This window comes from Streptomyces sp. NPDC046727 (assembly GCF_040645635.1).
GTDB lineage: Bacteria > Actinomycetota > Actinomycetes > Streptomycetales > Streptomycetaceae > Streptomyces.
In genome coordinates this window covers 105,284-128,249 of record NZ_JBEYYR010000015.1, presented here as the reverse complement: position 1 = coordinate 128,249, position 22,966 = coordinate 105,284, and the positions used below count along the sequence as shown (strand labels likewise).

Sequence of the window (22,966 nt, the reverse complement as noted above, 5' to 3'; positions counted from 1 at the left end):
TTCCTGGCCAACCCCAGGAGGACACTCACATGCACACCAAGACCCTCGTGGCTGCGGCGGTCGGCCTCGGCCTGATCACCTTGTCCGCGTGCGGATCGACGGACGGCAAGGGCTCCGCGGACTCCAAGACCGTGACCCTCGTCAGCCACGACTCGTGGTTCGTGTCCAAGAACGTGCTCAAGGACTTCGAGAAGCAGTCCGGGTACAAGGTCAGGGTCCTGCCGACCGGCGACGCCGGGCAGGCCGTCAACAAGGCCATCCTCACCAAGGACAACCCGCAGGGCGACGTCTTCTTCGGCGTCGACAACACCCTGCTGTCCAGGGCTCTCGACAACGGGCTGTTCCAGTCCTACGAGGCGAAGGGGCTCGGCACGGTCGGGGCCGCCTACCAGCTCGACAAGGACAAGCACAGGGTCACCCCGGTCGACTACGGCGACATCTGCGTCAACTACGACAAGGCCTGGTTCAGCGAGCACAAGCTGACCCCGCCGCAGTCCTTCGCCGACCTCGCCAAGCCCGCGTACAAGAACCTCCTCGTCACCGAGAACGCGGCCGCCTCCTCGCCCGGCCTCGGCTTCCTGCTCGGCAGCGCGGCGCAGTTCGGCGACGAGGGCTGGCAGGGCTACTGGAAGAAGCTCAAGGACAACGGCGTCAAGGTCGTCGACGGCTGGGAACAGGCCTACCGCCAGGAGTTCTCCGGCTCGTCCGAGGGGAAGAAGGCCGGCGGCGACCGGCCGCTCGTGGTGTCGTACGCCTCCTCCCCGCCCGCCGAGGTGATCTACGCCAAGAAGCGGCCCAGCACCGCCCCGACCGGCGTCGCGACCGGCACCTGCTTCCGGCAGATCGAGTTCGCCGGGCTGCTGAGCAACGCGAAGAACACCGAGGGCGGCAAGGCGTTCATCGACTTCCTGCTCTCCAAGGAGTTCCAGCAGGACATGCCGCTGAACATGTTCGTGTACCCGGTCGTGAAGGGGGCCGCCGTGCCCGCCGACTTCACCGAGTACGGGCCGGCCGCCAAGGATCCCGAGACCATGGCCCCGGACAAGATCGCCGCCAACCGCGACCAGTGGGTCAAGTCGTGGACCTCGCTCGTACTGAAGTAGCCGGCACCCGGCGGGGAAACGCGGCGCGGCTCGGGCTCATGGCCCTGCCCGTCGCGTTCTTCGCGCTGTTCTTCGCCTGGCCCGTGGCCGCGATCGTCGCGCGCGGGCTGAAGGCGGACGGCGCCTGGCAGTTCGGGCGGATCGCGGACGTCGTCACCCAGCCGGACCTGAGGCACGTGCTGTGGTTCACCACCTGGCAGGCGCTCGCCTCCACCGCGCTGACCCTGCTCCTCGCGCTGCCCGCCGCGCATGTCTTCGCCCGCCTCGACTTCCCGGGCAAGCGGCTGCTGCGGGCCGTGGTCACGGTCCCCTTCGTCCTCCCGACCGTCGTCGCCGGCAGCGCCTTCCTGGCGCTGGTCGGCCGGGGCGGCCTGCTGGACGAGGTGTGGGGAGTACGGCTGGACACCACGGTGTGGGCGATCCTGCTCGCCCACGTCTTCTTCAACTACGCGGTCGTCGTACGGACCGTCGGCGGGCTGTGGGCCCAGCTCGACCCCCGGCAGGAGGAGGCCGCGCGGATGCTGGGCGCCTCGCCGCTGACGGCCTGGCGGAAGGTGACCCTGCCCGCGCTCGCGCCCGCCGTGGCCGCCGCCGCGCTGATGGTGTTCCTGTTCACCTTCACCTCCTTCGGCGTCGTGCAGATCCTCGGCGGGCCCACCTTCTCCACCCTCGAAGTGGAGATCTACCGGCAGACCTCCGAGGTCTTCGACCTGTCCACGGCCGCCGTCCTCACCCTCGTCCAGTTCGTCGCGGTCGGCGCGATCCTCGCCGTGCACGCCTGGACGGTACGGCGCCGGGAGACCGCCCTGAGGCTGGTGGACGCCTCCGTCACCGCCCGCCGGCCGCGCGGCGCCGGGCAGTGGGCGCTGCTCGCCGGGGTCCTCGGCACCATCGCCCTGCTGCTGGTCCTGCCGCTCGCCGTCCTCGTCCGCCGCTCGCTCGACGCGCCCGGCTTCGGCTACTACCGGGCGCTGGCCGACGCGGACGGCGGTACGTTCCTGGTGGCGCCCCTGCACGCCGTGTGGACCTCGCTGGAGTACGCCGTCGCCGCCACCGCCATCGCCGTGGTGATCGGAGGGCTCGCCGCCGCCGCGCTGGCCCGCCGGGACGCGGGCCGCCTGGTGCGCGGTTTCGACGCGCTGCTGATGCTGCCGCTCGGCGTCTCCGCCGTGACCGTCGGCTTCGGCTTCCTGATCGCCCTCGACAAGCCGCCGCTGGACCTGCGCCAGTCGTGGATCCTGGTGCCGCTCGCCCAGGCGCTGGTCGGCGCCCCCTTCGTCGTACGGACCATGCTGCCCGTGCTGCGCGCGGTGGACGTACGCCTCAGGGAGGCCGCCGCCGTGCTCGGGGCCGGGCCCTGGCGGGTGTGGCGGGAGGTGGACCTGCCGCTGGTGCGGCGCGCGCTGCTGGTCGCCGCCGGGTTCGCGTTCGCCGTGTCGCTGGGGGAGTTCGGCGCGACCGTGTTCATCGCGAGGCCGGACAACCCGACCCTGCCGGTCGCCGTGGCCCGGCTGCTCAGCCGCCCCGGCGATCTCAACTACGGCCAGGCGATGGCCCTTTCGACCATTCTGATGGTGGTGTGCGCCGCCGCTCTGCTGCTCCTGGAGCGGTTGCGCACCGACCGGACGGGGGAGTTCTGATGCTGCTGAGCCTGGACGCCGCGACCGTGCGCTTCGGCGGGCGGGCCGTGCTCGACGCCGTCGGCCTGGAGGTCGCCGAGCACGAGGTGGTGTGCGTCCTCGGACCCAGCGGCAGCGGCAAGTCGACGCTGCTGCGGGCCGTGGCCGGGCTCCAGCCCCTGTCCGGCGGACGGGTGCTGCTCGACGGCCGGGACCAGACGGGCGTACCCGCGCACAGGCGGGGCGTCGGGCTGATGTTCCAGGACCACCAGCTGTTCCCGCAGCGGGACGTCGGCGCGAACGTGGCGTTCGGGCTGCGCATGCACGGCGTCGCCAAGGGCGAACGGGGCACCGAGGTCGGGCAGTTGCTGGAACTGGTCGGGCTGCCGGGGGCCGCCCGGCGGGCCGTGGCCTCCCTGTCCGGCGGCGAGCAGCAGCGGGTGGCCCTCGCCCGGGCGCTCGCGCCCCGGCCCCGGCTGCTCATGCTGGACGAGCCGCTCGGCCAGCTGGACCGCTCGCTGCGGGAGCGCCTGGTGGTCGAACTGCGGGAGTTGTTCGGCCGGTTGGGGACGACCGTGCTCGCCGTCACCCACGACCAGGGCGAGGCGTTCGCACTGGCCGACCGGGTGGTGGTGATGCGGGACGGGCGGATCGCGCAGTCCGGGACGCCCATCGAGGTGTGGCAGCGGCCCGCCGACGCGTTCGTGGCCCGCTTCCTCGGCTTCGAGAACGTGGTCCCGGCGACCGTCGCCGGTACGGCCGCCGACAGCCCGTGGGGGAAGCTGCCGGTGCCCGACGGCTCCGCGCAGGGCGGCCGTACGGTTCTCGTCCGGCCCGCCGGGGTCCGGCTGGTGCCGGCCGACCAGGGCCTGCCCTGCACGGTGACCGCCCGCACCTTCCGGGGCACCCATGTGGCCGTCCACCTCCAGCCGGCGGACGGCCCGCGCCTTGAGGCGGCCTGTACGCTCCGGGACGCGCCGGAGCCGGGCGCCTCGGTCGGCGTCGAGTTCGACGTGGCCGAAATCGTCGTGCTCGACTGAGCACCCGCCCGTACGCTGGGGGCATGCCTCCGCTCGCGCATGACCGCTACTGCCGGGAAATCGCCCACCAGGTCGCACAGTTGCGGGCCGTGGTGACCTCCGGTGCCGATCTGTCCGCGACCGTGCCGACCTGCCCCGACTGGTCGCTGGAGGAGCTGGTCCGGCACGTGGGCGGCGCCCTGCGCTGGGTGGACGCCGTCGTGCGCGGCCGGGCCCAGGAGAACATCCCCGAGGAAGACGTTCCGCTGGCCGGCGGGCCGGAGAAGCGCGGTGACGCGGCGGCCCTGGACCAGTGGCTCGCGGACACCGGCGAGCTGGTCGTCGGCGCCCTCCGGGAGGCCGGCCCCGACACCCGGGTGTGGGGCTGGGCCGGGGTGCTGAACGCCGGCTTCTGGGCCCGCCGCATGGTCTGCGAGATCACCGTCCACCGGGCCGACGCCACGCTCGCCGCCGGACTGCCCTACGAGGTGGCACCGGACATCGCGGCGGACGTGCTGGACGAGTGGCTGCAGCTGGTGGAGTGGGTGCAGCACAACGCGCCGCACGACGCGGCGAGGGACCTGCGCGGGCCGCACCGCTCGATCCATCTGCACGCCACCGACACCGAACCCGCCTTGAACGCCGAGTGGCTCGTCGAACTGGGCGAGGACGGGATGAGCTGGCGGCGCGGCCACGAGAAGGCCACCGTCGCCCTGCGCGGCCCGCTCACCTCGGTGCTGCTCGCCTTCTACCGTCGACTGCCGCCGGACGGCCCCGGCCTGGAGGTGCTCGGTGACCGGGAGCTGCTGGAGTTCTGGCTGGAGCGGACCACGTTCGGCTGACGCATGCGACCGCGGCCCGTCCCCTGGGGATAGGGGGACGGGCCGCGGCGCGTTGTGCGGGTGAGGCGTCAGCCGTTGCGGCTCGCCCCACGGCGGCGCATGCCGAACCAGACCGCGCCACCGCCGACGACGACCAGGGCCGCCGCGAGCCCGGCGATCAGGCCGGTGTTGGAGTCGGCGCCGGTCTCGGCGAGGTTGGAGTCACCGGCGGCCGGGGACGGCGCGTTGTCCGAGGTGCCCGCCGGGGCGGAGCTGGACTCGGAGGCCGACGGGGCCGGGGTCGCCGGCTCGGCCGGCGCCGCCTTGGACGGGGACGGGGACGGCGTCGTGCTGGCCGACGGCGTCGGGGTCTGGCTCTCGGTCTTGCAGGCGGTGGAGGGGGTCACCAGGTCGGGCTGGATGTCCTCGTCGACGGCCTTGTCGGCCTTGACGTGGACCCGGTAGGTGGCGTTCGGCTTCCAGTCCTCCGCGAAGGTGATCCGGGTGCCCTCCTTCGACCCCTTGACCGGCTGCTCGCCGACCTTGGTCTCGATGCCGCCGACGCCCTTGAGGAAGACGGTGACGGTGGCGTCCTTGGCGGAGGGGTCCGTGTCGGTGACGACGATGACGCCCTTGTCGCCGTCGCACTTGGCTTCGGCGGAGAAGTCCTTGATGCTGCACGCGAGAGCGGAGCCGGACAGGCCCAGCACCAGCGCCGTCGACCCGGAGGCGACACCCAGGAGATGCGCGGCACGGCGTACGCTACGGCGAGTCATGGACAACGTTTGTCCTTTACAGAGTGCAATTGCGGGGGGTGGCGGGGGAGTTGGGGCGGAGGATGAGGCGAGGCCCCAGCAACCCCGGGAGGCTCACAGGTTTATAAGTGCTCCGTAAGAAGTGTCAACGCATATGCCGTCAACGGTCGTTGACTTTGCCCGCTTATTAACCACCCGGACGTTTCACCGGTACGGCCGGTCATACCGACGGCCCGCACGCGGAACCGGGCGTGCGGGCCGTGCCGGTGTCGAGTCGTGGGGTCAGCCCTGGACGGCCGCCGGGTCCATCCACATGATCTCCCAGGTGTGGCCGTCGAGGTCGTCGAAGGCGCGGCCGTACATGAAGCCGTGGTCCTGGGTCTCGCCGCTGGCCGTGCCGCCGGCCGCGATCGCCTTGTCGACCAGCTCGTCCACCTTCTCCCGGCTCTCGGCGCTCAGACAGACCAGCACCTCGCTGGTGGTCGTCGCGTCGGCGATCTCCTTCTTGGTGAAGGTCGCGTAGAACGGCTTGGTCAGCAGCATCGCGACGATGGTGTCGCTGATCACCACGGAGGCGGCCTTCTCGTCGCTGAACTGCGGGTTGATCGAGTAGCCGAGCTCCGTGAAGAACTTCTTCGAGGCGTCGAGGTCGTTCACGGGCAGGTTCACGAAGATCATCTGCTGGTACATGCGGGCCTCTCCCGTCGGGGTCGTGCGCGGTTCATCGCGTTCGGTGGGTAGACCGGCGCCCCGCCGCGGACTCATCGGTGACCGCGGAACTTTTTCGCGGCTCGTCCGTCAGCCGGCCAGGGGGAGGGCGGACAGCGCGGCGATCCCCAGGGTGAGCGGGCCGAACAGGGCCAGCAGGGCGAGCGCGCGGACGGCGGCGGCCATGCGCAGCACGGGGGCGGGCGCGCCGAGGCGGAGCAGCGCGGCGGTGGTGTCGGCGCGGCACTGGCGGGCCTCCACGGCCGCGGTGAGGAGGGTGGCCACGGTGGAGCCGGCGACGACGAGCGCGGCGAGGAAGGACAGCGGGCCGAGGGCGCGGGCCGAGCCGTCGTACAGGACGGTCATGGCGTACCCGGCGGACGCCACCGCGCAGACCACGCCGAGGGGGCGGCCGATCCGGGCGGCCTCCGACATGAGGCCCCGCCCGGCGAGCAGCCGGAGCGCACCCGGGCGGCTGCACTGGAGGAGCCGGCCGCAGAGGTGGGTGAGGCCGGGGGAGGCCAGGACGATCCCGGTGCCGGTGAGGAGCCAGCCGAGGAGCACGGCGAGGGAGGGGGCGGGGGCGGAACGGCCGGCGTAGGCCTGCACGGCGAGGCCGGCGGTGAGGAGGGCCACGCCCCAGGGGAAGTCGGCCGGGGTCTGGAGGGGAGAGCGGAGGGTGGTCCGGTCGGCGTCCGGGAGCGGGGGGTCGGGGTCGGCCCTGCCGCCCGGCGCCGGCGGGGTGCCGTCCTGCTCCGGGACGGGAGCCGCCCCGGCGGCAGGGCCGGCCGCGGATCCGCCACCGGCCCGCCCGCCGTCGTCGGCGTGCCGCGCGGGCCGGCGGCCGGGGTGCTCGGCGCGGTCCGCCTTCTCCTCCGTGCCCTCGGCGCCGCGGCTCCCTCGGCCCCGGCCGCCGAAGCGCGACCCGAACCTTCCGTACGCCCCGAACGTCTCCCGCTCCGGCGCGTTGCCGTGCGCCCCGAAGCGGCCGAACTTCCTGGGGCCCAGGGGAACCGGCCGGGGGTCCTTCGGCTGGAGGGCGACCGCCACCGTCGTGGCCGCCGTGGCCGGGAGCAGGGCGAGGAGGGTCAGGGCCGCCGGGAGGGGGAGGGGGGCGCCCGCCGCCAGGAAGTCCGCCGCCGCGCCGTCGAACGGCATCCCCGTCAGGTCGCCGCGCAGGTGCAGGAAGACCAGCAGGGCCAGCAGCGAGCCCAGGGTGCAGGACAGGGCCGTGGTCAGGGCGGAGACGGCCATGAGGCGGGCGGGGCCGAGGCCGACGGCGGACAGGCCGGTGCGGGGCCGGGTGCCGGGGTCGGTGCGGGCGACCGCGACCGCGAGGTGGACCGTCGCGGCGAGCGGCACCGCGCACCAGGCCAGGCGCAGCGCGGCGGCGCCCGCGTTCTCCGGGTGGATCAGGGCGTAGCCGAGGCAGGACAGGAGGAGGAAGCCGGTGCCGGCCGAGGCCGCGGCCACCAGCAGGCGGCGCAGCTGCACGGCGGGCCGGGCGGCACGGGTCAGACGGAGACTGAGCACGCGGCCCGGCCTTCCGCTTCGGGGGCGTCCGGCAGCTGCACCGTGTGCACGCGCCGCCCGTCCAGCAGGGCCAACGTGCGGTCGGCGAGGGCGGCGATGTCGGGGTCGTGCGTGGCGAGGACGACCGTGATGCCGTGCGAGCGGGCGGCCGAGACGAGCGTGCGCAGCACCTGGATGCGGTCGGCGCGGTGCAGTGGTGCCGTGGGCTCGTCGGCGAAGAGGACCGCGGGGCCGGGGGCGAGCGCGCGGGCGATGGCGACGCGCTGGCGTTCGGCGTGGTGCAGCTCGTGCGGGCGGCTGCGGGCCTTGTCGCCGACGTCCAGGCGCTCCAGCCACTCCAGCGCGGCCACCTTGGCCCGGCGGCGGCCGGTGCCGCGCAGCATCAGCGGGAGCGCGGCGTTCTCCCAGACGTTCAGCTCGGGGACCAGGGCCGGCACGGGGTCGATCCAGCAGAAGCGGTCCCGGCGCAACCGCTCGCGGGCCGTCGTGCCGAGCGTGTGCACGGGCACGCTGTTGAACCAGACCTCGCCGCTCAGCACCGGCACCAGGCCGGACAGGCAGCGCAACAGGCTCGTCTTGCCGCTGCCGCGCGGGCCGCTGACGGCGACGATCTCGCCGTCCCGCACGCCGAGTGAGACCCCGGTGAGTCCGGGCGAGCCGTCGGGGTGCCTGAAGTGCAGGGATCGCGCCCAGAGCACATCGTTGTCCGGCGGGGCCTCCATGGGCGTACACCTCGGTTCTGATCCGTTTTCCCGTGCCTGTTCCCTCGTCCGGGGGAACGAAGGCTCGGCCGATCGGTCACTGGCACGCTAGGCAGCCGTCCCGGGGAGGCCGGACAGCACACGGCCCCGGGCCGCCGTTCTCACTCGAACGGGCGCCGCCGGGGCCGGTGTTGATCAGCTGATCGGGCGCTCCTGGATCAGAGCTTGGTCCACGCCTCCGTCAGCGTCGCGCGCAGGATCTGCTCGATCTCGTCGAAGGTCTCCTGGTTGGAGATCAGCGGCGGGGCGAGCTGGATGACCGGGTCGCCGCGGTCGTCGGCACGGCAGTACAGGCCGTTGTCGAACAGCGCCTTGGAGAGGAAGCCGTACAGGACGCGCTCGGTCTCCTCCTCGTTGAAGGACTCCTTGGTGTTCTTGTCCTTCACCAGCTCGATGCCGTAGAAGAAGCCGTTGCCGCGGACGTCGCCGACGATCGGCAGGTCGTGCAGCTTCTGCAGGGTCTGCAGGAAGGCGCCCTCGTTGTCCAGCACGTGCTGGTTGATGCCCTCGCGCTCGAACAGGTCGAGGTTGGCGAGGCCCACGGCCGCCGACACCGGGTGGCCGCCGAAGGTGTAGCCGTGCAGGAAGGTGTTGTCACCCTTGTAGAACGGCTCGGCGAGCTTGTCGGAGATGATGCAGGCGCCGATCGGGGAGTAGCCCGAGGTCATGCCCTTGGCGCAGGTGATCATGTCCGGGACGTAGCCGAACTTGTCGCAGGCGAACATCGTGCCCAGGCGGCCGAAGGCACAGATGACCTCGTCCGACACGAGCAGCACGTCGTACTGGTCGCAGATCTCGCGGACCCGCTGGAAATAGCCGGGCGGGGGCGGGAAGCAGCCGCCGGCGTTCTGCACGGGCTCCAGGAAGACCGCGGCGACGGTGTCCGGGCCCTCGAAGAGGATCTGCTGCTCGATCTGGTCGGCGGCCCAGCGGCCGAAGGCCTCGGGGTCGTCGCCGAAGAGCGGGGCGCGGTAGATGTTGGTGTTCGGCACCTTGTGCGCACCGGGCACCAGCGGCTCGAAGGGGGCCTTCAGGCCCGGCAGGCCGGTGATGGACAGGGCGCCCTGCGGGGTGCCGTGGTAGGCGACCGCACGCGAGATGACCTTGTACTTGGTCGGCTTGCCCTTGAGCTTGAAGTACTGCTTGGCGAGCTTCCAGGCGGTCTCGACGGCCTCGCCGCCGCCGGTGGTGAAGAAGACCTTGTTCAGGTCGCCCGGGGCGTAGTCCGCGAGGCGCTCGGCCAGCTCGACGGCCTTGGGGTGGGCGTACGACCACACCGGGAAGAACGCCAGCTCCTGGGCCTGCTTGAAGGCGGTCTCGGCGAGTTCCGTGCGGCCGTGACCGGCCTGGACCACGAACAGACCCGCGAGACCGTCGAGGTAGCGCTTGCCCTTGTCGTCGTAGATGTAGGTGCCCTCGCCCCGGACGATGGTCGGGACGGGGGAGTTCTCGTACGAGGACATGCGGGTGAAGTGCATCCACAAGTGGTCGTACGCGCTGCGGCTGAGGTCCTTCTCGGTCACGGTTATCGGGTTCCCCACATGTAGGTCTGCTTCTTCAGCTTCAGGTAGACGAAGCTTTCGGTGGAGCGCACCCCGGGCAGCGCCCGGATGCGTTTGTTGATGACGTCCAGCAGGTGGTCGTCGTCCTCGCAGACGATCTCGGCGAGGATGTCGAACGAGCCCGCGGCCATCACCACGTACTCGACTTCCGACATGTCAGTGAGCGCGTCCGCGATCGACTCGACATCGCCCTCGACGTTGATCCCGACCATCGCCTGCCGGCGGAAGCCCACGGTGAGCGGGTCCGTGACGGCGACGATCTGCATCACGCCCTGGTCCAGCAGCTTCTGCACGCGCTGGCGCACGGCCGCTTCGGACAGGCCCACGGCCTTGCCGATCGCGGCGTACGGACGCCGGCCGTCCTCCTGGAGCTGCTGGATGATGGCGAGGGAGACGGCGTCCAGCTGGGGACTGTTGCCGTTCCTGGACTCGCGGGACGAGTCCCTCTGGTCTGCGCTTCGACTGGCCACGACCTCACTGTGCACGACGTCTCGACAGTTTCGCAAGGCCCAATCGATGAAATTCGTTGTTTGAGAGCCCAGAGCTTGCGGATTTCGCAGATGTGATGGCGGTGGGGGTGTTGAAAACGTGGGAGTGGCGACTAGGGTGGGTGTCTCAGTGATTGGACAGCCAGAACCAGATCAGGAGGCCGGCAGTGAGCACCGAGCTGCGTCGTCTGCGCAACTACATCGACGGTGAGTTCCGGGACGCCGCCGACGGACGGACCACCGAGGTGGTCAACCCCGCGACGGGCGAGGCCTACGCGACCGCGCCGCTGTCCGGGCAGGCGGACGTGGACGCCGCGATGGCGGCTGCCGCCGCGGCCTTCCCGGCCTGGCGGGACACGACCCCCGCCGAGCGGCAGAAGGCCCTCCTGAAGATCGCGGACGCCTTCGAGGAGCGTGCCGAGGAATTGATCGCGGCCGAGGTGGAGAACACGGGCAAGCCGACCGGGCTGACCCGCTCCGAGGAGATCCCGCCGATGGTCGACCAGATCCGCTTCTTCGCGGGCGCGGCCCGGATGCTGGAGGGCCGCTCGGCCGGCGAGTACATGGACGGGATGACCTCGATCATCCGCCGTGAGCCGGTCGGCGTCTGCGCGCAGGTCGCGCCGTGGAACTACCCGATGATGATGGCCGTGTGGAAGTTCGCCCCGGCCATCGCCGCGGGCAACACGGTCGTCCTCAAGCCCTCGGACACCACCCCCGCCTCGACCGTGCTGATCGCCGACATCATCGGCTCGATCCTGCCCAAGGGCGTCTTCAACGTCATCTGCGGCGACCGCGACACCGGCCGCATGATGGTCGAGCACGACACCCCGGCGATGGCCTCGATCACCGGCTCCGTGCGCGCCGGCATGTCCGTCGCCGAGTCCGCGTCCAAGGACCTCAAGCGGGTCCACCTGGAGCTGGGCGGCAAGGCCCCGGTCGTCGTCTTCGAGGACACCGACATCGCCAAGGCCGTCGAGGACATCTCGGTGGCGGGCTTCTTCAACGCGGGCCAGGACTGTACGGCCGCGACCCGCGTCCTCGTCCAGGAGTCCATCCACGACGAGTTCGTCGCGGCGCTCGCGAAGGCCGCGTCCGAGACGAAGACCGGTCAGCCGGACGACGAGGACGTGCTCTTCGGCCCGCTGAACAACCCCAACCAGCTCAAGCAGGTCTCCGGCTTCATCGAGCGCCTCCCCGCCCACGCCAAGGTCGAGGCGGGCGGCCAGCAGGTCGGCGACAAGGGCTACTTCTACGCCCCGACCGTCGTCTCCGGCCTGAAGCAGGACGACGAGATCATCCAGAACGAGGTCTTCGGCCCGGTCATCACCGTCCAGTCCTTCTCCGACGAGGACCAGGCCGTCGAGTGGGCCAACGGCGTCGAGTACGCCCTCGCCTCCTCGGTGTGGACCAAGGACCACGGCCGCGCGATGCGCATGTCCAAGAAGCTCGACTTCGGCTGCGTGTGGATCAACACCCACATCCCGCTGGTCGCGGAGATGCCGCACGGCGGCTTCAAGAAGTCCGGCTACGGCAAGGACCTGTCGGCGTACGGGTTCGAGGACTACACGCGCATCAAGCACGTGATGACGTCGCTGGACGGCTGACAGTCCCTGCCGGGTCCGGTCGTTCTCCGGCTGCGGGCGCGTGGGGGCTGGTCGCGCCCGCGCGGCGGAGCCGCATATCGAATGCAGCCCCGCGCCCCCAGGGGCGTGATCGACAGGGTGTCCGGCAGGTGCGGTCCCGCTCGACGCAGCGTCGATTGTTCCTGCCTGCGGCGGGACGGCATGCTTTCGGGGTGTCCCAGACTTCTTCTCGTACACCCCTGCCGTCCCGCCGTTCTCTTCTGCGTGCCCTCGGCGGCACCGCCGCGCTCGGCGCCCTGGCCGGCTGCGGGGTGCCCGCCGCCTACGTCCAGCCCGGCGACCGGGCCGTCTCCGACGAGTCCGCGGCCGACAAGAAGCTGACCTGGGCGAACTGGCCGCTCTACATCGACACCGACGACGACAACCCCAACAGGCGGCTCACGCTGGAGGGGTTCGAGAAGCGCACCGGGATCTCCGTCGACTACGTGGAGGAGATCAACGACAACGACGAGTTCTTCGGCAAGATCAGCCCCGCGCTGATGAACCACCAGTCCACCGGCCGCGACCTGATCGTCATCAGCGACTGGATGTGCGCGCGGTACGTCCGGCTGGGCTGGGTGCAGAAGATGGACCGCGCCCGGCAGCCCAACGTCGCGAAGTACCTCGACCCGCTGCTGCGCTCGCCCGCCTTCGACAAGGGCCGGCTGTGCACCGTGCCCTGGCAGTCCGGCATCACCGGCATCGCCTACAACCGCCGCAAGCTCGGCCGCGAGATCCGGCACGTGAAGGACCTCTGGGCGAGCGACCTGAAGGGCCGCGTGACCCTGCTGTCCGGCCTGGACGAGGCGTTCGCGCTGCTCATGCAGGGCAACGGCGTGGACATCACCCGGTGGACCTCCGACGACTTCCACCAGGTCTGCGACGAGGTGGAGCGGCAGGTCCACCGGGGCCAGATCCGCCGCTTCACCGGCAACGACTACACCAAGGACCTGGTCAGCGGGGACGTGCTGGCCTGCCAGGCGTACTCCGGCGACGTCATCCAGCTCCAGGCGGACAACCCCGACATCCACTTCGTCGTCCCCGAGGAGGGCGCCGAGCTGTGGTCGGACTCCCTGATGATCCCCGACCGGGCCCGCCACAAGGCCAACGCCGAGCGCCTGATCGACTACTACTACGACCCCGAGGTCGCCGCGAAGCTCGCCGCCTGGGTCAACTACGTCTGCCCGGTCCCGGCCGCCAAGGAGGTCCTGGCCGCCTCGAAGGACAAGGACACCGCGGCCCTCGCCGACAACCCCCTGATCTTCCCGGACCCCGGCATGCGGCGGCGCCTGGCCATCGCCCGGGACATCACCTCCAGGGAGCGGACGGAGTTCGCGAAGCGGTGGAACGGGATCGTGGGCCTCTAGCTACAGGCGGTCTTCTACCGTGGAGAGCCGTACGAGCATGAAGGGGGCCGGAGAGCATGGCCGTATGGGGGTTGGTCGTCGAGACGACCGTGGGCGTCGGTGAGCGCAAGCACGTCGAGGCGCATGTGGTGGCGCATTTCTCCGGATCCCGTGCGGGGGCGGTCGCGGAGCTGGAGCGGCGGGCCCGGAGCTACTCGCCCGAGCACCCCAGAAGTCCCCGGCGCCGTCGGCTCTTTCGGGAGGGCGACGGGTTCCTCCTCGTCATCGACGGGTCGTTCCAGTCGTTCGCCACCCGGTTCACCGTGGCGGAGCTGCTGGAGGACTCCGCCGCGCCCGCCGACCCGGACCCGGTGGAGGTGCCGAGCCGGCCCGCCGCTCCACTGGAGGAGCCGGAGGAGCCGGAGGAGCCGGAGGAGCAGGTGGCGCGGTACGCGGACGGGGTGCCGGTCAAGCCGAAGTGGCTGGGGCGCGACGACCTGCCGTGACCGACGGCTCACCGTCGCGGCGCAGCACCGGTTCCGGAAGGGTCCTGCCGGAGCCGGTCACGCGTGACGTCCGCGTGACACGACGGGACGGGCGCAGCGTCTAGGAGTGGCACATCGCGGTGACCGCGCCCCGTACCAGTTCGTCGATCTGCTGGACGTCGCCGCCGCGGGGCAGCTTTCCGTACAGGGCCAGCGAGGCGAGGCCGTGAACCAGTGACCACCAGCCGGCCAGCTGCGCCTCCTGGAGATCCTCGGGTACGTCGGGCCCGATCCGGGCGGAGACGGCGGCGTAGGCCGCGTCCCCGGCGGCGGTCACCTCCGGGTGGGCGGGACTGCAGGGCCTGCTGAACATGAGCCGGAAGAGGGCGGGGTGGTCCAGGGCGTAGCGCACGTACGCCTGGGCCAGGGCCACGGTCTCCTGGCCGGCCGCCGCTGCCTCCTGCGCGGCGAGCAGGGTCCCGCGCAGCTCGTGGAAGCCGTGCACGGCCAGGGCGGCGAGCAGGGCCTCCTTGTCCGGGTAGTGCCGGTACGGCGCATTGGGTGACACACCGGCCCGCCGGGCGACCGCGCGCAGCGAGAGCGCGGCCTCGTCGCTCTCCTCCAGCAGGTCCAGGGCCGCACGCAGGCACTCGGCCCGCAGATCGCCGTGGTGGTAGCGAGCGCCGCTCGATGTTGACACTGCACACTCCCGTCTTCTAATGTGCACAGCGTACACAATGTGTGCACTGTCCACATGGGGTCCCTCGCCCCAGCCGTGCGAAACGGAGTGTCATGAAGGCAATATCGATCAGGGAACCCGGCGGCCCCGAGGTCCTGGAATGGACCGACGTCGCGGACCCGGCCCCCGCGCCGGGCGAGGTCGTCGTCGACGTGGTGGCGAGCGCGCTGAACCGGGCCGACGTCGCGCAGCGGATGGGTCTCTATCCCGTCCCGCCGGGTGCGTCGCCGTATCCGGGTCTTGAGGTCTCGGGCCGTATCAGCGCTCTCGGTCCCGGAGTGACCGGATGGCAGGTGGGCGACGAGGTCTGCGCGCTGCTGACCGGAGGCGGCTACGCCCAGAAAGTCGCCGTCCCCGCGGGCCAGTTGATGACCGTGCCCAAGGGGATCGGCCTGGTCGAGGCGGCGGCCCTGCCCGAGGCGGTCGCCACGGTGTGGTCCAACATCGTCATGACCGGGAGGCTGACGGAGGGCGAGACGTTCCTCGTGCACGGCGGGGCCGGCGGCATCGGCACGATGGCCGTCCAGATCGCCAAGGCGCTGGGCGCCCGCGTCGTCACCACCGTCGGCGGCCCCGAACAGGCCGGCCGGGTAAGGGAACTGGGCGCCGACGTGACGATCGACTACCGCACCCAGGACTTCACCGAGCACGGCCCCTACGACGTGATCCTCGACGTCATCGGCGGCCGGTACCTGGAACGCAACGTCCGGTCCCTGGCCGTCGACGGGCGCCTCGTCGTCATCGGCGTGCAGGACGGTCTGGAAGCCCCGCTCAACCTCGCCGAGCTGCTGCTCAAGCGTGCCTCGGTGCACGGCACCACCCTGCGCTCCCGGCCCGCGGCGCAGAAGGCCGCCATCGTGGCCGAGGCGCACCGCGAGGTCTGGCCGCTGATCGAGAGCGGTGCCGTGCGGCTGGTCATCGAGCGGACCCTGCCGATGGCCGAGGCCGCCGAGGCGCACCGGCTCCTCGAAAGGGGCGGGCACTTCGGCAAGATCGTGCTGGTCAACGGCTAGCACTCGGCGGCCGGTGGCCACGCTCTCGCGTCGAGAACGTCCTGGCGGTATGCCGGGCCACCAGTGCCGTTCCGCCCCGGACGTCGGCCTTCTCCGGGCGCGGGTGTGTCACAGTGCACCACATGCTGACCCGCCGTTCCCGGCCCACCGACGGCCCCGCCCAGCCCGTGTACGACGTGGAGCGCAGCCACCCGCTGCGACCGGCGCGGGGTGTCTCTTCATGACCACCGCGATCGTCGTCGGCGGCGGGCCCAACGGGCTCACCGCGGCCGCCCTCCTCGCCCGGGCCGGCCTGGACGTGACCCTCCTGGAAGCCGCCGACCAGGTGGGCGGCGGCACGCGCAGCCAGGAGCGGATCCTGCCCGGCCTGCTGCACGACCACTGCTCGGCCGTGCACCCCATGGCCGTCACCTCGCCGGCCCACAGGGCGCTGGACCTCGGACGCCACGGACTGCGCTGGCGGCTGCCGGACGTCGACTGCGCGCATCCCCTGGACGACGGCACGGCGGGCGTGCTGCTGCGTTCCGTCGAGGACACCGCCCGCGGCCTCGGCGCCGACGGCGCCCGCTACCGGCGGCTGCTGGAGCCCTCGGTACGGAAGTGGGACGCGCTGAGCCACGACGTGCTCGGCCCCCTGCTGCGCATCCCCTCGCACCCCCTGCTCCTGGCGCGCTTCGGCCTGCCCACGACGCTGCCCGCCACGCTCCTCGGCCGCTGCTTCTCCACCCCGCGGGCCCGGGCGCTGTGGGCCGGGGTCGCGGCGCACTCCTTCCGCCCGCTGTCCCACCCGCTCAGCTCGGCCATCGGGCTGGGCATCCTCACCGCGGGGCATGCCGCCGGATGGGCCGTCGCGGAAGGCGGCTCACAGGCCATCGCCGACAGCCTGGAACGCGCACTGCGCGCCCACGGCGGCCGGGTGCACACCGGCGTCCGTATCACCCACCACACCCAGATCCCGCCCGCCGACGTCACCCTGCTCGCCCTCGACCCCGCGCAGATCGCCCGGATCTACGGCGACCGGCTGCCCGACCGCGTCCGCGGAGCCTACGCACGCTTCCGCCGCGGGCCCGCCGCCTTCAAGGTCGACCTGGCCGTGGAGCAGGGCGTGCCGTGGACGAACGAGCACGCCCGGCGGGCCGGCACCGTGCATCTCGGCGGCACGCTCGCCGAGATCGCGCAGGCGGAGCGGGACGTGAACGCCGGACGCATGCCCGCCCGGCCGTTCGTCCTGGCCGGCCAGCAGTACCTGGCCGATCCGGGGCGGTCCGTCGGCGACGTCCACCCGGTCTGGGCCTACGCCCATGTCCCGTACGGATACGACGGCGACGCCACCGAGGCCGTCCTCGCCCAGTTCGAACGCTTCGCCCCCGGCACCCGGGACCGCGTCGTCGGCGTGCACGCGACCTCGCCCGCCGAGTTCGCCGCCGCCAACCCCAACTTCGCCGGCGGGGACATCCTGACGGGAGCGGAGACCGTGCCCCGGCTCGTCCTCGGGCCACGGCCCGCCCTCGACCCGTACTCCACCGGCCTGCCCGGCGTCTTCTGCTGCTCCGCCGCCACCCCGCCGGGCCCCGGAGCCCACGGGATGTGCGGCGCCGGAGCGGCGGCCTCGGCCCTCCGCCACCTCGGCGTTCCGGGCGGCGGCTACGCGTACGAGTAGAAGCCCCGGCCCGTCTTGCGGCCCAGCAAGCCGCCCTCGACCATGCGGGACAGCAGCGGGGGAGCCGCGTACAGGGGCTCCTTGAACTCCGCGTACAGGGCGTCCGCCACCGCCGCCACGATGTCGAGGCCCACCATGTCGGTCAGGCGCAGGGGGCCCATCGGGTGGGAGCAGCCGAGGACCATGCCCCGGTCGATGTCCTCGGCCGTGGCGAAGCCCGTCTCCAGCATGCGGACGGCCGAGAGCAGGTACGGCACCAGCAGCGCGTTGACCACGAAGCCGGCCCGGTCCTTGGCGCGGATCGGCTGCTTGCCCAGCGTCTCGGCGACCCACGTCTCGGCCCGGTCCAGGGTGGCCTCGGAGGTGTGCAGCGAGCCGACCAGCTCCACCAGGGCCATGGCCGGCACCGGGTTGAAGAAGTGGGTGCCGATCACCTGGGCCGGGCGGCCGGTGGCGCCGGCCAGCTTCATGACGGGGATCGAGGAGGTGTTGGAGGCCAGGATCGCCTCCGGGTCCTCGACCACCTTGTCCAGGGTGGCGAACAGGTCCAGCTTGAGCGACTCCTCCTCGCGGACCGCCTCCACCACCAGCTGGCGGTCGGCCAGCTCGCCGAGGTCCGTGGTGAAGCGGAGACGGGCCAGGGCCGCGTCCCGGTCGGCCTCGCCGATCCGGCCCTTGGCGACGGCACGGTCGAGCGAGCCGGCGACGCGCCTTCGGCCCGTGGTCAGCGAGGACTCGCGGGAGACCGCGACCAGCACGTCCATGCCGGCCAGGGCGCTCACCTCGGCGATTCCGGCGCCCATGGCGCCCGAGCCGACCACTCCGACACGGCGGATGGGGATCATTGGTTCTCTGCTTCCTCTTGTTGCGCTGATCGCGTGATCTTCGGGTGGGGCGACCGGCTCAGGCGGCCTGTTCGCCCTGCTCCTGGCCGATGACGACCAGGATCTGGTCCGCGGAGACGATCTCGGCCAGGGCGCAGCGGATCTCCTCCACCACACCGTCGGCCGGGGCGAGGATCCGGTTCTCCATCTTCATCGCCTCGACGATCGCCACCGTGTCGCCCTGCCGGACGAAGTCGCCCACGGATACGGGGAGTTGGACCACCGTGCCGGGCATGGGGGAGGTGACCGTGTCGGTGCCGGCCGCGCCGTCGTCCTCGCCGGATACGGCGAGGGTCAGGGCGATACGGCGGCCGTCCACGACCAGTTCGCAGCCGTCGGCCCGGCGCAGGCCCGTCCACCGTGACTCGCCCGCCGTACCGCGCACCAGCGTCCCGTCCTGCGCGCAGGTGACGCCGTACCGCTCGCCGGCCACGGCCACCGTGAGCGCCCCGGCCCGCCGGGAGAGCAGTGCCGCCTCCAGCGGGCGGCTGCCCACGCGGCAGGCGACACGGCCCAGCGGGGCCTCCGGGTCGAGCACCTCACGGTCCAGGGGGCCCAGGGAGCCGCTCCACGGCGAGGCGGCCCCGCCGCCCGCGGGCAGTGTCATCGCCGCGGCGCAGGCCGCCGCCACCGGCTCCAGGTCCCGGGGGTGCCCGGCGGCGCGGGCGGTGAACTCGTCCACCAGGTGGGTGTCGATCAGCCCGGCGCTCACCCGGGTGTCGCCCAGCAGGTCGGCGAGGAAGCCCAGGTTGGTGGTGAGGCCGAGGACGGCGGTGTCGCGGACGGCGTCCCGCAGCCGGACGAGGGCCGCGGGGCGGGCCGGGCCGTGCGCGATGATCTTGGCGATCATCGGGTCGTAGAAGACCGGCACGTCGCCCGTGGTGTCGAAGGCCGCGTCCACCCTGAGACCGGTGGGCCACCGGGTGTCCAGCACCCGGCCGGGGGCGGGGCGGAAGTCCGCGTCGGGGTCCTCGGCGTACACCCGGACCTCGATCGCGTGCCCGGACGCGGTGATCTCGCCCTGGGACAGGGGCAGTCGCTCGCCCGCCGCTACCCGCAGCTGCCACTCGACCAGGTCCAGGCCGGTGACGGCCTCGGTCACCGGATGCTCCACCTGGAGACGGGTGTTGACCTCCAGGAAGAAGAACTCCCCGGTGCCGTCCAGGACGAACTCGAACGTGCCCGCGTTGACATAGCCGATGGCCCGCGCGCCGCGCACGGCCGCCGACAGCAGGGCCTCCCGCACGTCCGCCGGCAGGTTGACGGCCGGCGCCTCCTCCACGATCTTCTGGTGCCGGCGCTGCAGCGAGCACTCCCGCTCGAACAGGTGCACCACGGTGCCGTGGGCGTCGCCGAAGACCTGGACCTCGATGTGCCGGGGGCGGCGCAGATACCGCTCGACCAGCAGCCGCCCGTCGCCGAAGTTCGCGCGGGCCAGCCGGACCGCCGCCTCGACGGCCGGGGCGAGGTCGTCCTCCCGCTCGATGACCCGCATGCCCTTGCCGCCACCCCCGGCGACCGGCTTGAGGATCACCGGGTAGCCGATGCGGGCCGCGTGCGCCCGGATCTCGTCCGCCGACTCGGTGGCGTCCGCCGAGCCCGGCAGCACCGGCACACCCGCCTCGGCCATCAGCCGCTTCGCGGTGGCCTTGTCGCCCATCGCCGCGATCGTGTCCGCGCCGGGCCCGACGAAGACCAGGCCCGCCTCGGCCACCGCCGCCGCGAACTGCGGGTTCTCCGAGAGGAAGCCGTAGCCCGGGTGGACGGCGTCGCAGCCGGTGCGCAGGGCCGCGTCCACCAGGGCGTCGACGCGCAGATAGCTGTTGGCCGCCGGGGAGGGGCCGAGCAGGACCTGCTCGAAGGCGCCCTCCAGGTGGGCGGCGGCGCCGTCCGCCTCGGAGTGCACGGCGACGTACTCGATGCCGAGGCGGCGGCAGGTGCGGGCGATACGGCGGGCGATCTCACCCCGGTTGGCGATCAGAAGTCGTTTCACCATGGCTGGTCATCACATCCTGAACACGCCGAAGCGCGTCTCTCGTTGCGGTGCTGCCGCGGCCAGAGCGAGGCTCAGCGTCAGCCATTCACGGGTGTCGACGGGGTCGACCAGGGCGTCCACCCACAGTCGGGCGGCCACATAGAGGGGCTGGCCCTCGCGGTCGTAGTTGTCCCGGATCGGCTTCTTGAAGGCCTCTTCCTCCTCCGGGGTCATCTCGCCGCCCTGCTTGGCCAGCTGTTCGTTCTTCATCAGGGCCATGACGGTCGCGGCCTGCTCGCCGCCGACCACGGACGTACGGGCGTTGGGCCACATGGCCATCAGCTGCGGGCCGATCGAACGCCCGCACATGGCCAGGTTGCCCGCGCCGTAGCTGCCGCCGATCAGCACGGAGAACTTCGGGACGGCGGCGCAGGACGCGGCGTTCACCATCTTCGCGCCGTGCTTGGCGATGCCGCCCGCCTCGTACTCGGCGCCCACCATGAACCCGTTGATGTTGTGCAGGAAGAGCAGCGGGATGCCGCGCTGCGAGCACAGCTCGATGAAGTTCGCGGCCTTCTGGGCGCTCTCGGAGAACAGCACGCCGTCGTTGATCAGCACGCCCACCGGGTAGCCGCCGATCCGGCCGGTGCCGCACACGATCGTCGTCCCGAACCGGGCGCGGTACTCGGTGAACTCGCTGCCGTCCAGCAGCCGGGCGAGGATCTCCCGGGCCGGGATCGGCTCGCGCGGGTTGGCGCTGATGATGCCCGGCAGCTCGGCCGGGTCGTACAGCGGCGGCACCGGCGTCCCGGGCGGCGCGGCCGGCACGTCCCTGCCGTGCCGGGCGGCGATCTCCCGGACCAGGGTCAGCGCGTGCTCGTCGTCGAGGGCGAGGTGGTCGGCGACCCCGCTGGTCGTGGTGTGCAGATCGGCGCCGCCGAGGGTCTCGGTGTCGACGATCACGCCGGTCGCCGCCCGCACCAGCTGCGGACCGCCCAGGAAGACCGACCCGGTGCCCTTCACGATCACCGTCTCGTCGCACATCGCCGGGATGTACGCGCCGCCGGCGGTGCACGAGCCCATCACGGCCGCGATCTGCGGCAGACCCATCGCGGACATCTCCGCGATGTTGCGGAAGATCCGGCCGAAGTGGTTCTCGTCCGGGAAGATGTCCTCCTGCATCGGCAGGAACACGCCCCCGGAGTCGACCAGGTAGACGCAGGGCAGCCCGTTCTCCCGGGCGACCTGCTGGGCCCGCAGGTGCTTGCGGACGGTCAGCGGGTAGTACGTCCCGCCCTTCACGGTCGCGTCGTTGGCGAACACCACCGTGGGCCGGCCCTCCACCATGCCGACACCGGTGATGATGCCCGCGGACGGCACGGCCTGCTCGTACACCTCGTGCGCGGCGAGCTGGCCGATCTCCAGGAACGGGGTCCCCGGGTCGAGCAGCCGGCTCACCCGCTCGCGGGCGGTGAGCTTGCCGCGCGCGGCGTGCTTGGCGCGCGCCGCGGCGCCGCCGCCGGCCGTGGCCGCCGCGCGTGCCGTCGCGACCCGCTCGCGCAGGCCGTCGTAGGCCTCGCTGTTGCGGCGGAACACCTCGCTGGAGGGGCTGATGTTCGAACGCAGAACCGCCATGTCACTTCCCTTCCGTGGCGACGGCCGTCGGTGTCGCGGGGACGGCGATCCGGGTCATGAGCCAGGCCGCGGCGCCCAGCGCGGCGGCGACCGTGGCCCAGGCGAGGTCGGCGTGCAGCAGCGCGGCGCTGGACGCGGCCACGCCGGCCATCGACTGCTGCAGGAAGCCGCACAGGGAGACGGCGTAGGCGCCGTGCCCCTGCTGGCTGCTGACCGCGGTGGCCATGCTGTTCGGGAACAGCACGGACTGGCCGAACGTGGTCACGCAGTACAGCGCGACGAACGCCACCAGAGCGCCGCCGTCCGGCAGGCCGGGCACCGACCACAGGACGATCATCAGCACGCCGGCCGCGGTCATCACCACCGCCCCGGCGGTCATCAGCCGGCCCGAACCCGTCTTGGCCACCAGCCGGTTGACGGCCATCGCGCCGCCGAAGTAGGCGGCGCCGAGCAGCAGCCCGAGGCTGCCGTACTGGTCGGTGGCGAGCCCGAAGTGCTGCTGGAAGACGAACGGGCTGACCTCCTGGAGCACCACGATCGTGGCGAACCCGGCACCGCCGGCCAGCGCCGGCAGCAGGAACGCGGGCTGCCTGCTGATCGTGAGGCAGATCCGCAGTACCTCGGACGGCCGCTGCACGGCACGGCTCGACTCGAACGGCACGGTGAAGGTGAGCAGCGCGGCGACCGCGCCGACCGTGGCGAGGACCGCGAAACCGGCCTCCCAGTGCGCGTACCGGCCGATCAGACCGCCGAGGAACTGGCCGCCGCCCATCGCCGTGATGAACGCGATCGACAGCACCGACAGACGTTTGGCCAGCTCGTCGCCGTTCCACCGGTCCCGCACCAGGATGCGCGCGATGATCGCCGCGCCACCGGCGCCGATGCCCTGCAGCGCGCGCAGTGCGAGCAGCGCCTCGGGGGACCGGACCAGTGCGATCGCCGCGCTGGTGAGTACGAACAGTGCCAGCGAGGTCAGCAGCGGGCCCCGGCGGCCGTACCGGTCCGCGGCCACGCCCCACAGCACCACCGGAGCCGCGGCACCGATCACGAACGCCGAAATGGAAAGCGCCGCATAACTGCGCGACATTCCGAAATCGTGCGCCACGATCGGCAGCGAGGGCAGATAGATGGTGGTCGCCATCTGGGCCATGAAGACCAGCAGACAGGAAAGCGCCATGATGCGCCGGTTCACCTGATTCCGGGCAATCTCCCCGGCCGTCTGCTTTTCCCCGGTA

Annotated in this window: 20 protein-coding genes; 9 read left to right on the top strand and 11 right to left on the bottom strand. The window is 72.2% G+C overall.

What is annotated here, in order from left to right:
• Window positions 1–29 precede the first annotated feature (29 nt).
• Genes ABZ937_RS20440 through ABZ937_RS20425 form a run of 4 tightly spaced genes read left to right on the top strand, consistent with a single transcriptional unit; the run spans window position 30 to window position 4,583 of the window.
• Window positions 30–1,103, top strand: a complete 1,074-nt coding sequence (locus ABZ937_RS20440; protein WP_361693730.1) for a thiamine ABC transporter substrate-binding protein — start codon at window positions 30–32, stop codon at window positions 1,101–1,103.
• A gap of 38 nt (window positions 1,104–1,141) precedes the next feature.
• A complete protein-coding gene (locus tag ABZ937_RS20435) occupies window positions 1,142–2,743 on the top strand; it encodes an iron ABC transporter permease (protein WP_361693728.1) in 1,602 nt (533 codons plus the stop codon).
• Entirely contained in the window at window positions 2,743–3,762 is a 1,020-nt protein-coding gene (locus ABZ937_RS20430) for an ABC transporter ATP-binding protein (RefSeq protein ID WP_361693726.1), read from the top strand. Before ABZ937_RS20435 ends, ABZ937_RS20430 begins: the two co-directional genes overlap by 1 nt.
• Before the next feature lie 23 nt (window positions 3,763–3,785).
• Entirely contained in the window at window positions 3,786–4,583 is a 798-nt protein-coding gene (locus ABZ937_RS20425; protein WP_361693724.1) for a maleylpyruvate isomerase family mycothiol-dependent enzyme, read from the top strand.
• A gap of 68 nt (window positions 4,584–4,651) precedes the next feature.
• Here ABZ937_RS20425 and ABZ937_RS20420 read toward each other — a convergent pair whose 3' ends face one another.
• From ABZ937_RS20420 to ABZ937_RS20395, 6 genes are all read right to left on the bottom strand, one after another.
• The gene (locus tag ABZ937_RS20420) at window positions 4,652–5,338 is read right to left on the bottom strand and encodes an LAETG motif-containing sortase-dependent surface protein (protein ID WP_361693722.1); all 687 of its coding nucleotides are present in this window, start codon (window positions 5,336–5,338) and stop codon (window positions 4,652–4,654) included.
• Between the two features lie 261 nt (window positions 5,339–5,599).
• Window positions 5,600–6,007, bottom strand: coding sequence for a VOC family protein (locus ABZ937_RS20415; RefSeq protein WP_361693720.1), 408 nt, complete (start codon window positions 6,005–6,007; stop codon window positions 5,600–5,602).
• A 108-nt stretch (window positions 6,008–6,115) separates the two neighbouring features.
• Window positions 6,116–7,558, bottom strand: coding sequence for a hypothetical protein (locus tag ABZ937_RS20410; protein WP_361693718.1), 1,443 nt, complete (start codon window positions 7,556–7,558; stop codon window positions 6,116–6,118).
• Window positions 7,540–8,280, bottom strand: a complete 741-nt coding sequence (locus tag ABZ937_RS20405) for an ATP-binding cassette domain-containing protein (protein ID WP_361693716.1) — start codon at window positions 8,278–8,280, stop codon at window positions 7,540–7,542. The genes ABZ937_RS20410 and ABZ937_RS20405 overlap by 19 nt, the downstream gene beginning before the upstream one ends.
• Window positions 8,281–8,477: 197 nt before the next feature.
• Window positions 8,478–9,860 (bottom strand): aspartate aminotransferase family protein, encoded by a 1,383-nt coding sequence (locus tag ABZ937_RS20400; protein WP_361693714.1) that lies wholly within the window; start codon window positions 9,858–9,860, stop codon window positions 8,478–8,480.
• Window positions 9,845–10,366 (bottom strand): Lrp/AsnC family transcriptional regulator, encoded by a 522-nt coding sequence (locus ABZ937_RS20395; RefSeq protein ID WP_361693712.1) that lies wholly within the window; start codon window positions 10,364–10,366, stop codon window positions 9,845–9,847. Before ABZ937_RS20395 ends, ABZ937_RS20400 begins: the two co-directional genes overlap by 16 nt.
• Before the next feature lie 170 nt (window positions 10,367–10,536).
• Here ABZ937_RS20395 and ABZ937_RS20390 point away from each other — a divergent pair, with 170 nt between their 5' ends.
• From ABZ937_RS20390 to ABZ937_RS20380, 3 genes are all read left to right on the top strand, one after another.
• A complete protein-coding gene (locus ABZ937_RS20390; protein WP_361693710.1) occupies window positions 10,537–11,976 on the top strand; it encodes a gamma-aminobutyraldehyde dehydrogenase in 1,440 nt (479 codons plus the stop codon).
• 191 nt (window positions 11,977–12,167) lie between these two features.
• On the top strand, window positions 12,168–13,361 hold the full coding sequence (locus ABZ937_RS20385) for an extracellular solute-binding protein (protein WP_361693708.1): 1,194 nt from the start codon (window positions 12,168–12,170) through the stop codon (window positions 13,359–13,361).
• Between the two features lie 56 nt (window positions 13,362–13,417).
• Window positions 13,418–13,846, top strand: a complete 429-nt coding sequence (locus tag ABZ937_RS20380; RefSeq protein WP_361693706.1) for a hypothetical protein — start codon at window positions 13,418–13,420, stop codon at window positions 13,844–13,846.
• Window positions 13,847–13,946: 100 nt separating this feature from the next.
• Here the strand turns inward: ABZ937_RS20380 and ABZ937_RS20375 are convergent, their stop codons facing one another.
• Window positions 13,947–14,525 carry a TetR/AcrR family transcriptional regulator gene (locus ABZ937_RS20375; RefSeq protein WP_361693704.1) on the bottom strand — a complete coding sequence of 193 codons (579 nt, stop codon included), beginning with the start codon at window positions 14,523–14,525 and terminating at the stop codon, window positions 13,947–13,949.
• A gap of 92 nt (window positions 14,526–14,617) precedes the next feature.
• Between ABZ937_RS20375 and ABZ937_RS20370 the strand changes: the two genes are divergently transcribed.
• The gene (locus tag ABZ937_RS20370) at window positions 14,618–15,577 is read left to right on the top strand and encodes an NAD(P)H-quinone oxidoreductase (RefSeq protein ID WP_361693702.1); all 960 of its coding nucleotides are present in this window, start codon (window positions 14,618–14,620) and stop codon (window positions 15,575–15,577) included.
• A gap of 220 nt (window positions 15,578–15,797) precedes the next feature.
• The gene (locus ABZ937_RS20365; protein WP_361693700.1) at window positions 15,798–17,237 is read left to right on the top strand and encodes an NAD(P)/FAD-dependent oxidoreductase; all 1,440 of its coding nucleotides are present in this window, start codon (window positions 15,798–15,800) and stop codon (window positions 17,235–17,237) included.
• Here the strand turns inward: ABZ937_RS20365 and ABZ937_RS20360 are convergent.
• The 4 genes from ABZ937_RS20360 to ABZ937_RS20345 are packed head-to-tail and all read right to left on the bottom strand — an operon-like array spanning window position 17,222 to window position 22,908.
• Window positions 17,222–18,082 (bottom strand): 3-hydroxybutyryl-CoA dehydrogenase, encoded by an 861-nt coding sequence (locus tag ABZ937_RS20360; RefSeq protein ID WP_361693698.1) that lies wholly within the window; start codon window positions 18,080–18,082, stop codon window positions 17,222–17,224. The genes ABZ937_RS20365 and ABZ937_RS20360 overlap by 16 nt on opposite strands.
• Window positions 18,083–18,140: 58 nt before the next feature.
• Window positions 18,141–20,117: a biotin carboxylase N-terminal domain-containing protein gene (locus tag ABZ937_RS20355; RefSeq protein ID WP_361693696.1), complete on the bottom strand. Its 1,977-nt coding sequence runs from the start codon at window positions 20,115–20,117 to the stop codon at window positions 18,141–18,143.
• A gap of 9 nt (window positions 20,118–20,126) precedes the next feature.
• On the bottom strand, window positions 20,127–21,731 hold the full coding sequence (locus tag ABZ937_RS20350; protein WP_361693694.1) for a carboxyl transferase domain-containing protein: 1,605 nt from the start codon (window positions 21,729–21,731) through the stop codon (window positions 20,127–20,129).
• Between the two features lies 1 nt (window position 21,732).
• On the bottom strand, window positions 21,733–22,908 hold the full coding sequence (locus ABZ937_RS20345) for an MFS transporter (RefSeq protein WP_361693692.1): 1,176 nt from the start codon (window positions 22,906–22,908) through the stop codon (window positions 21,733–21,735).
• Window positions 22,909–22,966 lie beyond the last annotated feature (58 nt).